Source organism: Deltaproteobacteria bacterium (assembly GCA_019308995.1).
Lineage (GTDB): Bacteria > Desulfobacterota > Desulfarculia > Adiutricales > JAFDHD01 > JAFDHD01.
This window is the reverse complement of the sequence record JAFDHD010000085.1, coordinates 1-13,194: the sequence shown is the minus strand read 5'-3', so window position 1 is coordinate 13,194 and position 13,194 is coordinate 1. Positions and strand designations below refer to the sequence as shown.

General features: G+C 49.5%; 8 protein-coding genes. 2 read left to right on the top strand and 6 right to left on the bottom strand.

Features of this window, described 5'->3' with window-relative positions:
* Positions 1-130: 130 nt before the first annotated feature.
* The 3 genes from gmd to JRI95_12710 form a co-directional block, all read right to left on the bottom strand.
* Positions 131-1,108, bottom strand: a complete 978-nt coding sequence (gene gmd / locus JRI95_12720) for a GDP-mannose 4,6-dehydratase (protein MBW2062404.1) — start codon at positions 1,106-1,108, stop codon at positions 131-133.
* Positions 1,109-1,222: 114 nt separating this feature from the next.
* Positions 1,223-2,194: a diguanylate cyclase gene (locus JRI95_12715; GenBank protein ID MBW2062403.1), complete on the bottom strand. Its 972-nt coding sequence runs from the start codon at positions 2,192-2,194 to the stop codon at positions 1,223-1,225.
* A gap of 8 nt (positions 2,195-2,202) precedes the next feature.
* Complete coding sequence (locus JRI95_12710; protein ID MBW2062402.1) at positions 2,203-3,795, bottom strand: GAF domain-containing protein; 1,593 nt, start codon at positions 3,793-3,795, stop codon at positions 2,203-2,205.
* Between the two features lie 387 nt (positions 3,796-4,182).
* Here JRI95_12710 and JRI95_12705 point away from each other — a divergent pair, with 387 nt between their 5' ends.
* Positions 4,183-6,633, top strand: coding sequence for a CoA transferase (locus JRI95_12705; GenBank protein ID MBW2062401.1), 2,451 nt, complete (start codon positions 4,183-4,185; stop codon positions 6,631-6,633).
* Between the two features lie 164 nt (positions 6,634-6,797).
* Here JRI95_12705 and JRI95_12700 read toward each other — a convergent pair whose 3' ends face one another.
* Both JRI95_12700 and JRI95_12695 read right to left on the bottom strand, forming a co-directional pair.
* Complete coding sequence (locus JRI95_12700) at positions 6,798-8,111, bottom strand: MFS transporter (GenBank protein ID MBW2062400.1); 1,314 nt, start codon at positions 8,109-8,111, stop codon at positions 6,798-6,800.
* Between the two features lie 65 nt (positions 8,112-8,176).
* Positions 8,177-9,757: a long-chain-fatty-acid--CoA ligase gene (locus tag JRI95_12695; protein ID MBW2062399.1), complete on the bottom strand. Its 1,581-nt coding sequence runs from the start codon at positions 9,755-9,757 to the stop codon at positions 8,177-8,179.
* A gap of 236 nt (positions 9,758-9,993) precedes the next feature.
* Here JRI95_12695 and JRI95_12690 point away from each other — a divergent pair, with 236 nt between their 5' ends.
* The gene (locus JRI95_12690; protein MBW2062398.1) at positions 9,994-11,691 is read left to right on the top strand and encodes a thiamine pyrophosphate-binding protein; all 1,698 of its coding nucleotides are present in this window, start codon (positions 9,994-9,996) and stop codon (positions 11,689-11,691) included.
* Positions 11,692-11,969: 278 nt separating this feature from the next.
* Here the strand turns inward: JRI95_12690 and JRI95_12685 are convergent.
* The coding region (locus JRI95_12685) for an alkaline phosphatase family protein (protein ID MBW2062397.1) at positions 11,970-13,194 on the bottom strand (1,225 nt) is incomplete at its 5' end.

Sequence of the window (13,194 nt, the reverse complement as noted above, 5' to 3'; positions counted from 1 at the left end):
TTATAATAACTGTCCTGCTGCAAAAGCGCCACATGATTTGGGCCTAATCGTTCACATATACCCTCAGCCACAGTTGTTTTCCCTGATCCAGTTCCACCGGCAATACCTATGATTAATACTTCCTTCATATCTATTGATTTATGTTTTTAACTTGATGCCGCTTAAGGTCGGCGTCTGTCATCATCCTGATCATCTCCTCAAAAGAAAGTTCCGGCTCCCAACCCAGTTCTTGCCTTGCCTTGCTGGCGTCGCCCAGAAGCTGGTGTACTTCTGCCGGACGAAAAAAGCGCTCATCTTCAATGACATAGTCCTGAAAGTCCAGGTCTAAATGGCTGAAGGCCAGATCACAAAGATCACGGACACTGTATGCCTGGCCTGTGGCAATGACATAATCTCGCGGCTCATCTTGCTGAAGCATCAGCCACATCGCTTTGACGTAATCACCGGCATAACCCCAATCACGCTTGGCTTCCAGGTTGCCCAGCTTTAGCTCATTCATTAGGCCCAGTTTAATTCTGGCTGCGCCATCGGTCACCTTTCGGGTAACGAATTCCAGGCCTCGGCGAGGAGACTCGTGGTTAAAACAAATACCCGAACAGGCATGCATCCCGTAACTCTCGCGGCAGTTAATCGTGATCCAGTGTCCATAAACCTTGGCGACTCCATAGGGGCTGCGAGGATGAAATGGGGTTTCTTCGTTTTGAGGCGCTTCCCGGACCAGGCCGAACATTTCGGAAGATGACGCCTGGTAGTATCGAGCCGTCGGGCAAGCAACCCGAATAGCCTCCAGGATTCGCGTTACCCCCAAAGCGGTAAACTCCCCTGTAAGGACCGGCTGATTCCAGGAAGTAGGCACAAAGGACATAGCAGCCAGATTGTAAACCTCATCCGGGTTAGAATCCCTAACAGCTGAAATAAGCGAGTTCTGGTCCAGGAGATCCCCTTGTAGAAACTCGATCTGATCCTGAATGTGGGCAATTCGCTCGTAGTTGTTCAAACTCAGACGGCGCACTAACCCATAGACTTTATATCCTTTGTTAAAAAGAAGCTCAGCCAGGTATGAGCCGTCCTGGCCGGTGATGCCTGTAATGAGAGCGGTCCTGGTGATTTGAAAGGCTCCTTTTTAGATATTGATCAGCTTCAGAAACCCAAAAGGGTCAAACCGTTTTTCTGAGATTTCATCTATAACTTTTTCTGGAGAAACTGTCAACCTTTCCCTGCTTTAAAGGAATGTTCGGGGGGACGCATCGTCTTGTTTAGAATCAGAATAGACGATCACTTTGTTTCTCCCGCTTGCCTTGGCCAAGTATAGGGCCTGGTCTGCAGCGTTCAACAGTTGTTTCCATGATTGCATATTCTTTTCTCGATACGCAGCCGCCCCGATACTTACTGTGACCGTGAGGGATTTGCCTTCACACTTAAAAGGATATTTTTCGATCTCTTGCCTTAATTTTTCAGCGACTTCTAAAGTTGAAGAAATACCCAGTTCAGGCAGAAGAACTGTTATTTCCTCTCCGCCGTACCGGGCGACCAAGTCAGTGCTTCGAACCTGATTCTGAAGGAGGCGAGCAATGTCCTGGAGGATAAGATCACCACAGGGATGCCCGTAATTGTCATTTACTCTTTTGAAATGGTCAATGTCTATCATAAGCAAAGACAAGTTACGATTGTATCGTATTGAGCGTGTAAACTCAGATTCGAGCATCTTCACCAGGTGTCGGTGGTTATAAAGGCCTGTCAGTCCATCGGTTATGGATAACCTCTCGAGCTGTTCATTTGCCTTCACCAGTTCGCCCGCCATGCTCCGCAGTTTAATCATATCATCAAAGCGGGCCATAGCAATGGTGATGGCCCTCTCCATTTCACGGGCATTGGGTGGCTTAACCATATAGGCGCCCACACCGGCAACACTGGCTCGCTCCACCAATTCCGGAGTTTCATGAGCGGTCAGGACCACAACCGGCGTGGCACATAATTCATAGATGCGCCGAGTAGCTTCGATGCCGTCTATATCAGGCATTTTAATATCCATCAAGACAACGTCCGGCTTCAGGGCCTGAGTCATTTCCACAGCCTGAGAACCACTTATGGCTTTCCCCACGACCGTATACCCTATTTGCTCCAACAGCCCCTCGATCATCTCAGCTACCAGCGATTCGTCATCAACGATCAGTACTCGGGTGTCTTTATGCATTTTCACCCTCAAATTTTCTGTTGAATAACCTTGAATCGAATGGTTGTCACCGCGCCCTGGTCGTTATGAAGAGCCAACTCTCCTTTCAGGTCGTTAGCTACAATGGTTTTCAACAAGTACAATCCTACCTTGTGCCTCTCTAACCGCAATGCTTCTTCTGGATAGCCCGGCCCATCGTCTCGAAACTCAAACGTCACCTCATCTTCGTCCTGGCCGATGTTTACGGAAACCTTGCCTGATACCCGTTCCTGCAAGGCATATTTAACGGTATTGGTTGCGATCTCATTAATGACCATGGCTAGATTGCTGGCCTGGATAGGAGGCACACGCACAGGGGACTTGGAAACATTCACAGATATATTTTTATTAACCGGGAGAGCCTGCAAGCTAGCATGGATGATCTTTTCAGTCAGCTCGCTCAAAATCAAGGGTCTCCACTCAGAGTTAGAAAGCAGATCATGCGCGATAGCCAACCCTTGAACACGATTAATCAAGTCATTCATAATGGCCTGATAAAGCGTATCCTGCTTCACCTCGGAATGACGCCGCTCGGCATAGAGCAGCCCAATAATTGCGGAGAGATTATTCTTAACTCGGTGGTTTACCTCGTGCAATAACACAGACTTGGTTTCGGCATCCTTAAGGGCCTGCTCGTAAAGCCGGGCGTTTTCAATTGCAATGACAGCAGTTGTGGCCAGTGATTCCAGCAGCATCTGATCTTCAGTGCTGAAGCGGTCAACCGTGTCATCCATCACCTGGAGCACTCCGATTATATTCCGTTTAACAGTCAGTGGAATACTGAGGATGGATTTTATGTTCAACGCGGACAGCTTAGCGCCCTCCTTGGCATAGCGTTTATCGGCTCGTGCATCCGGGACGTTCAAGCTATTGCCGCTCTGAATTACCCAGCCGGCCAGCCCTTCACCTGAGGCCAGACGCCAGCCATGCAGGATTTCTTTTTTGGTTATCTCTGAAACCTGTCGGCACACGAGTTCATCTGTTGCTGTGTCAACCAGCCAAATCATGCAGGCGACTACACCCAACAGATCGCGCACCTCTTCCAGCACCGTGGCCAGTACCTGATCAAGCTCAAGCGCGGAAATGAGAGCCTGCCCGGCTCTATTCAGCAAGGCCATTTCATAGTTCCGTTGTTTCAGCGCTTCCTCCACCCGTTTACGATCGGTCACATCCCAATTGTTAGCGCGCCTCCCCAGCCAGCGCCCGTCCAAATCAAAAATGGGCTGACAGATATGCGCGATCCACCGCTCTTCATTACTGCGGGTGATAATGCGAAAGTCTATGGATAAGACATCCCGACTTTCCAGTTCCTCGGCCGCATGTCTGGCAAGAGACACACGATCATCGGCATGAGCGATTGATTCCAGCAGGCTGGAATTCCTAATGAACTCATCAGGACGATATCCTGTGATCCGTTCGCACGACGGGGAAACATAAACATATTTTCCACCCGGCTCGATCCAATCTTCCCAGTCTTGGGTGAAGTCTGCTACTGAGCGCAATTGCCTCTCACTTTGCTTAAGAGCCTCATCCGCCTGTTGACGCAACTCTACCAATTTATTTATAAAATGCTTACTAGTCATACTGTCATCTTTCATTTCTCATTTGCAAAGCATAAAATTCAGACCCTGAGGATATACAGAGACTTTAACTATCTTTTCCTCTCAATTGGACTTTTTGATGAAATTATCTGAATAATAACCCCGTTATTGACTATTGATCAAGTATATTTATCATACTATAGCTCGACAAGACCTGTTGAAGGCCCTTTCTTTTCTAAATATCTAGCGCCGAACCTTGATATTTGTCCCGGACTTACCTGTGATTTTTGCCAGGCTGCAGCATTACCCTGGAAAAAAAACCAGGAGTTTTTGACTTTTTCAAGAAACTAGGTTATCGAATGTTCCAGCTAGGTGTGATGCGCAAGTAGAATAAACATGTAAAATTCGAACTGTGGAGGTACCTAATTCATGACGAAATCCGCTCTAGCTGGTGTAAAAGTTGTTGAATTTGCAACCATGGTTTCCGGCCCATACTGCTGCAAACTGCTTGCAGATATGGGAGCTGATGTTATCAAGGTAGAACCATCCAAAGGCGATCCAGCGCGCTTGGCCGGGCCTTTCCCAGAGAGCGGTCCTCACCAGGAGCGCAGCGCTCTCTTCCTTTATAACAATACCAGTAAACGGGGAATAACGCTGGACCTGAATAGACCTGAAGATGTGGAATCCTTCCGACGGCTTCTCAAATGGGCTGATGTTCTTGTTGACAACCACCATCCCAAGGTTTTGGAGGAGCTTGAACTGGGCTGGGAGAACCTGCAGCTGTTGAAACCCGGGCTGATTTATATCTCCATCACGCCATATGGACGCACCGGTCCGAGGGCCAATGTCAAGGGGGATGAACTGACCCTGATCCACGCTGGAGGTTTGAGTAATCTCATGCCCGCTCGCTCGGTGGACATAGACTTCCCCCCGGTCAAACTAGGCGGTTATCCGGTGGGCTATCATGGCGGAATCACCGCTGCCTTCGCCGCCGTGTCTCTACTAATGGGTCGCAAGAAAACGGGTAAGGGCCATCTCGTGGACATCTCTCTCCAAGAAGTCATTCTGACCATGGTGAGCCCTGTGGTGGCTGGCAGCCGGTATCATAAAACAACCTGGTCCCGCGTCCCTGACAGACCGCCAGCCATGGGAAGGATGGAGACCAGCGACGGTTATGTCATCCTCGGCGCGGCCGACGATCACCATTTTAGAGCCTTTAGAGAATTGATGGGCAAACCGCCATGGGCTGAAGATGACAAATGGGATGATATGCACTATCGAATTCACCACTTGATGGATATCGCCCCGATGATTGAAGACTGGATGCGAAAGCAAAAAAAGAACGATATCCACCATAAGGCGGCCCAAAAGGGAATCCCCATCGGGCCGGTCAACACGGCCGAAGATGTCATGAACAACCCGCAATATGCCGCCAGGGGCTACTTTGTCGAAGTAGATCATCCGGAAGTTGGTAAATACAGATACGCCGGCTGGCCGTACAAGATGTCAGGCACGCCGCCACGGGTAAGCAGACCAGCTCCGCTGTTGGGTCAGCACAATGAAGATGTATCCAACGATCCCTTAATATTCGGCACCGATGTACAAGTATCGTCAGCCAAAGGGAACGAGGACGAGGCTCAGATACGCCTCAAGGACCGCCCCCTTCCTCTCCAAGGCATTAGAGTGCTTGATTTTAGCTGGGTTTGGGCCGGGCCGTATGTAAGCATGCTTATGGCTAACCTCGGCGCCGAAGTCATTAAAATCGAAGGTCACAAGCGAACCGATCTCATGCGCCGCACCTTCCCCTGGCCTTTGCCCGAACCAGCCCCCATACCCTGTCCACCCAACCAGGGATTGTCATTTAATTCAGTCAACCGGGATAAAAAGAGCCTCACCCTTGACCTCCGCATGCCTGAAGGTGTTGAACTTGCTAAACGGCTGGTGACCCTGAGCGACGTCGTGCTCGATAACCTGCGTCCCGGTGCTATGGCGAAGCTGGGGTTAGGCTACCAGGACCTTCGGAAGATTCGACCTGACATTATTGTTATTTCAACCTCAGGCAGAGGCCATGAAGGACCTGAATCTCAATATCTCGGATTTGCCACTATACATCATGGCATCGGCGGAGGGACGTATATAACGGGTCATCCAGATGACCACCCCAGTCATGGCAGTCCCGGCGACGTTGATCTCATGAACGCCACCATGGCCGCCTTTGCCACTGTCGCAGCGCTCTATCACCGCTACCATACGGGTGAAGGTCAATTTATTGATTACTCCCAGTGTGAGGGCGTAAGCTCCATCATCGGCGAGGTCCTGCTCGGATATGAGATGACCTCTGTCGTCCCGGAGCGCACAGGTAACGCTCATCCTGAGTACGCCCCGCACAATGTGTACCAATGCTGGGGAGTGGATCGCTGGCTGGCCCTGGAAATACATTCTGACAAAGAGTTCACCACCCTGGCCCGCGTCATTAACAAGCCAGAGCTGGCAGAAGATCCCCGGTTTGCGAACATGAAATCCCGCAAGAAGAATGAGGCTGAATTGAATCAAATCACCGAGTCATGGACACGTCAGCGAGACCGCGATTGGATGGTAAATGAATTCTGTAAAGCCGGCCTGGCCGCGGCCCCATCAAGAGAGGCTCGGGACCTTTATGCAGACCCTCACCTCAAGGCTCGCCAGGCCTTTGTGAAAATCAACCATCCTGAGCTTGGCGCATTGGAACTGGTGGGACCGCCGTGGAAAATAAGCGATCTTGAATTACCTGCCGGTCATGCGCCCCTTTTGGGAGAACACAACCAGTATGTGTTAGGGGAACTGTTGGGATTAGGTGATCAGGAAATAGCCGAACTTCGGAAAAAGGAAGTTATCATGTAATATCGTAAGTCGTATCATTGCCCAAATCAAGGGATGGCAGGCTTGCAGGTCAAGCCTTTAGAGGCTTTAGCTGTCTCTAGTGTGAAATAGTAACGTGTTTTTATTATGCAAAGAATAAAGAAAAAAGGCATAGTTATCAAGGCACAAAAAATATTAAAATAACTTCACCTTTCCGGCTGAATTGACCTGCCCTTTTTTAACGATCTCACCTGTGATATCTTAGGAGGTCTGGCTAAATAAATAAAAAAAACGCCAATAATAGAAGCCATAAGGAATAAGGTGTAGGCAAGCTGGTAGCCCCCTGTCGTGTCACGGAGCCACGCCGCAAAGAGAGGGCCGCCCGCCATTGATATCAGATTGGCGGGCATAATAACCCCGCGGATCGTCCCCAGGAAGGTGCGGCCATAGTAGTTGGCCCAGACAAGCTCCCGCAGCACCATGTCTCCCCCTAAAGCTATCCCATAGGCCACGGCATACAAAAAAACCGAAAAGACACTGTCTGAGTAAATAATGATTACCAGGCCAATGGCACAACCGCTATAGGAAGCGATGATGCAGCGGCGTACATGGACCCTTTCCGCAATCAGCCCCCAGGGTATTTTAACCACAAGACAGCAGAAAGCGAACGTGGTCAAGGCACTGGCCGCAATATCAGAAGAGAATCCCTTGCTTTGCAGATAAGGGAAAAAGTGAATCATCACCCCGGAGAGAGAAAGACCGGTAATATTAAATCCAACAAGAAGCAGCCACAATGTCCTGGTTCGTAAGGCCTCTTTCAGAGTCCAGATATGCTCACCAGCAGACATTACGCCTGCCGCCGAGAAGCTTTCGTTCTCAACTTCAGGATCGTCGCCGTCAGGTCTAAGACCCATATCTTCGGGACGACGCCGAACGACCAGTAAGATAGGAAAAAACGTCAAGCTCCAGATAATAATGCTAAGTACGACCAGTGTCGTCCGCCACCCATAATTCGTGATGAGATAGTGCACCAGAGGAACAAAGACCAGCCCGGCCGTTGAGACACCCATGGCGGATATGCCCATGGCCCGGCCCCGCTTGCGTATAAACCACTTAGCAAGAATGGTATTGGTCACCAAGCCTCCAAAGCCGACCATACCCAGCGACCCAATGACTCCATAAAAAAAATAAAACTGCCACAGGGTTTGGACATGGCTGACAGCCAGAGCCACACCTCCAGCGATCAGAACCCCCACGGACATGAGCACCCTGGCGCCGTGCCTGGTGTCAGCCAGGGGCCCGACGATGGGTCCGATAAGACCGGCTATTACAGTTCGAAGCGTTAACGCCCCAGTCATCCCGATAGTGGTCCAGCCAAACTCACTGGTCATAGGCCCAATGAATATACCAAAGGTGTACCAACCAAAGGCGTCGGCGGCAAACCAGCACAAAAAAGATACGGCCACCACGAACCAGCCGTAGAAAATACGCCCTTCCTTCTTAATAGAGACCGCTTCCATTAAGTAAAGTTTAATACGTCAATCATTCAAAACCCTCTGAAAAAGTGGAACCGAATAAAAAGAACCTAGCTCACCCGCTTATTTTTGTCTTGCCAGTAAGAATCCCTCAAGGCTTTTTTATAGATCTTGCCCGTGCCCGTCAAAGGCAGCGCGTCCAAAAAATCCACACTTTTAGGCGCCTTGTAATGTGCCAGGTGCTGCTTACAAAAAGCAATTATTTCCTCTTCCATTCTTTGACATCCCTCTTTTAAAACCACACAGGCCTTGACCGCCTCCCCCCAGTGACTGTCAGGCACAGCGATAACAGCAGCCTCTAGAATGTCTGGATGCATGTACAGAACATTTTCCACCTCTGTGGAATAGACGTTTTCACCACCTGTTAAAATTATGTCTTTCTTCCGATCCACAATGGTGACATAACCTTCCTCATCAATCACAGCCAGATCACCCGTGTACAGCCACCCGCCCTGAATGGCTCTTTCCGTTTCTTCTGGCAAATTCCAATATCCCGGGGTCACAATATCTCCCTTAACAATTATTTCACCTGTATGCCGGCCGTCCTGAGGCACTTCCCGGCCTGCTTCGTCAACCACCTTCAAGCTCACGGCGATGAATTCCCTTCCCGTGCTCGCTTTGAACTTGAGCTGTTCTTCCCAAGGCAGATCTTTAAGGCGCGCTTTAAGAATGGACAGGGTCAGATAAGGGCTTGTTTCAGTCATGCCATAGGTCTGGATATAGTCGCAATCAAAGGTTTCGATGATTTTGCGAACAAGGTCCGGGGCAATGGGAGCGCCTCCGCTTAATAATACTCTTAAACTCGAGTAATCATAGTTTTTTACGTCAGGGTGGTTAATCATCATATTCAGCATGGTCGGGATCAGATTGGTAATGGTGACCTTCTCCTCTGCCATGGCCGCAAATACCATCAAGGGGTCGAAGCTAGGTACAATAATATGTTTTCCACCCGCCCAAGTAATGGCAAAGGTGGCCCAGGCATCGGCCAGATGAAAAAGGGGGGCTACATGAATCCAGTTGTCACTATCAGTGAGGTGAAGTTCCGCAATGGTTCCCAAGGCGTGGGTCTTTACGTTCTTGTGGGTTAGCATCACCCCTTTGGGACGGCCGGTCGTCCCGCTGGTATAGTAAAGCTGGGCTACATCGGCATCGTTAATTTCAAGCTCAGGCGGCGGTGCGCTGCCTTGTTCTTGAAGTAAAACTTCATAATCCAGACTCTTCGATTTGACGATTTTAAAGTCCCTTTGATTCCAGATGATTTTTATAAGGTCCGGTATCATAGAAGCCACATGTTCAACCTTGTCTCTGAATTTTGCCTGAGCGATCAGCGTACCGGACTGGCTGTCTTGAAGGATCATGCCCAGCTCCTTTGGGGAGAGCCTTATATTGAGAGGCACCAGGATGAGCCCCAGATGGGCGCAGGCAAAGTATGTTTCAAGGAAAACATGGCAGTTTTCATGGAGGATAGCCAGGCGGTCCTGCTTTTTCAAGCCGAGACCAGTTAAAGCACGACAGAGCTGCCACACCCGATGGCTAAAAGCCTGGTAACTTAATCTTGTATCGCCACAAACAAAGGCTTCTTTATGTGGATATAGTTTAACCGCCTTGGGAAGCAGTTCATCCAGCGCCATATTTTACAACCTCCTTAACCCGGCCAGAATTCTTTAAAATGATCCGCATTTAAGGAATAAAGCTATCTCTGGACCTTTTCATTCGGGAAGAAGGTATCTTATGGGACAGAAAAATTCAAATTAAATTCCTGCTCAAGGACATGGTATGACAGGATGGCTAATTTTCTTGTGTTTCAGGGGTGCGTAATATAGAGTCAGATCGTTTCATAGAGACACCATTTCAAGGAGGAAAAATAATGGAACGTGTGGGTTCAATTTTTACTGAAATCCTTATTGATGCAGGCATTGATCATGTTTTCGGCCTGCCTGGCGGAGCAACAGGCACACTCTTTGACGGGCTGGTTGATGAAAAAGACAAGATACGTATGGTTTTGGCGCGGCATGAGGGCGGCGCCGCCTGTATGGCCGACGTCTATGGACGGATAACCGGCAAGCCCGGAGTCCTGATGGGGCAAGGCCTCTGGATCGGCACCAATGGCGGATTCGGCATTGTGGAATCCTGCCTGGCTGGTGTACCCATGCTGATTATCTGCGATGTTTCAGATTACAGCTCCCTCCCGCAATTTGGGCCTTATCAGAACGCCGCTGGTGAATACGGAGCAATTAACCTTCCCCACATAATGAAATCCATGACCAAGTATACTACCTATACCACCAACGCCTCAGAGTTTATCCATGGGGTTCAACTGGCCATAAAACATGCTACCACCGGCCGCCCCGGACCGGCTTGTGTCCTGGTTAACTGGAACGCGGCTTTTTCCAGCATCAATCCAGATGAGGCAAACCCAAAATACCATCCAATCGAGGGATATCTCAAGACCTCGCCACCCTGCATATCATCGAGTGATGCAGAAAAAGCGGCTGCCCTGTTACTGGAAGCCAAAGAGCCGGTCATTGTTGCTGGCACAGGTGTCCACAGAGCCAAGGCATATGCAGAACTCCAGGAACTGGCGGAACTTATAGGCCTGCCCGTAGCCACGACTTATATGGGTAAAAGCTCAATTGCGGAAACCCATGACTGCGCTTTGGGCACCATGGGCCAGATTGGACAAAAAGTCGCCAATGCTACGGTATCTGAGGCGGATGTTATTTTTGCCATCGGTACCTGCCTCGCGCCGGATAATACAAAGATGCTCTCCCCGGATTTCATTGATCCCAAGCGACAAAAAATCATCCAGATAGATATAGAGCCGCTCAATGCAGGATGGACTTTCCCCATTGAAATCGGTATTACTTCTGATCTAAAGCTGGCATTGAAAGAGATAATCAACTCAATTAAAAACAAACCGATTCTGTTTGACGTAACAAAGCGCATTGAAGATCTAAAGAAAAGAAAAACTGAAGCCAGCTTTTTCAACGAGGATTTCTTAAATTCAGACAGTGTTCCCATTGCGCCGGAAAGATTGGTTAAGGAGTTAAACGATCAGGTCGGAGTTGATGACACGGTTGTCCTTGACGCCGGTAATAACCGGATGTGGATGGCTCATCACTTCCAGACCAAGAGAGCGGGGCAGCTCATTGCAGCAGGTGGTGCGGCTGGAGTCGGTTACGGCCCGCCCGCATCCTTGGCAGCGCAAATGCTCGAGCCGGATAGAAGGGTCGTTGGTGTTTGCGGTGACGGTGGGTTAATGATGCACCTCTATACCCTTGAAATGGCCATGGAGTATGAACTGCCTCTGACCCTTGTGGTCATGAATAATGCCTGTCTCGGAAACGTCATGGATTTCCAGAAACCTGATCGGCGCATTGCGACAGTTTATCCTCGGCCTAAATTTTCTGAAATCGCCAAAGCCTTTGGCATGGAAGGCATCCTGGTTGAGAAGCCTGAAGAACTCAAACCGGCTTTTGACAAGGCTTTAAATACCAGTAAACCGGTTCTGGTTGACGTGGTTATAGATGACTGCCCGCACTTTAGGATAATGCCGAAAGAATAGGACGATGATGTTATGAAGCCTTGTGCTCGTTTATCCGGTTATTTATACGATTTCGCTATGATTCTATAGGCATATAACCGCAGCAATAGGCTGTGAGGGTCACGGCTTTATTCTCCTTTTGAATTTAGCTTGTTCATCCGGAAAGGACTTGCCGTGACCCCTCAACCTGCACAGCCGATTATCAAGTTAAGTCCAGACTAGTCCATATCATCGTCATGGCCATACAGTTTTTCATGGCTTCTTGTGGCGTTTGTGTCTTCTCAGAGACGCGGACTGGATCAGGCGCAATCATGCTTGTCCCAGGGCTCCCGATCCTGTCTGGCCAGAGCAATTTCCATCCTCTCTAGGCCGTCCTTGAGCTTGGAAAGCTCTTTGAGCTTGAAGTTTGGGTCCTTGAAAGCCTGGAAGACGACAGCGCCTTCCACATCCTCTGGCATCGGCCAGTTAAGGGCATGGCAGATAGTCGGCACCACGTCTGTCAGCCACATTGTTCTTTTTAATCTATATCCTTTCTTGAATCCCGGGCCATACATCACCATGATGGAACGTTGATTCCCGATGCCATATTCCGAAGCGGGAAGCTGCTGTCCATGCTGGGCGCCGAAAAACGGATTAAGCGCATAGACCACGTCTCCGACCCGGTCACCGTAAAGACCTATGATTCGAGCATCCTTCTTGCTTAAAGCCAGGGCCACCGGCCTCTTTCCACTCTCCGGATCCTTGTAGGATAAAAGGGCGTCAACGATCTGCTGCTGAACAGTCTCGTACTCTTCAGGCTCGACGATTCCGTCTGGATCCCGCCCTTTGAGGTTGATATAAATATAGCATTCCCGCTGGGGATATGCCTTTGTCTTTTCCCAATTAACAACCTGTAAAAAGTAATCCGGCACTAATCCACCACCGGTCTCGCCTTTACTTTCAGCCTTTTTCTCCTCCCGAACTACCAGGCCCGCAGGCTCCAAGGCAAGATATGGATTAAAAGCCGGACCATCGGCCACGGCGCCATGGTCTGAAACCAGCATGATCATTGCATTCTTACCGGCCGCCTCCATAATCCTGCCGATCATCTCATCCAGACTCTGGTACATCTTGCGCTCTGCATTCCAAGCTTTTTCCCTCTTCTGCTCATCCGGCTGCGTCAGGGGGTCCATATCTGTAATGGCGGCATGGTAGAACCAGTCCGGCGCATGGGCATGCATGGTAAAAAGATCACACGGCTTGTTTTCAAGCAGATAACAAACCACATCAGCCAGCCAGATGTTCTGAAAATGATTGATTTCCATGTAAGTATCCAAATCAATGACACCAGCGGAATAAGCGACATAGCCTCCATTATAGGCCATTAACCCTTCGTCCGACTTGAATTCCTTGGAAAGGTCAGGAGGATATGTATATTCATCGTTGTCCGCGCCCAGTGCGGAAAGATAGAGGCTGAAATCCTCCGCATCGTCTGACAGCTCAAGCAATTTGGCACGGAGATGAACTCTCTTTACCTCGCCGCTG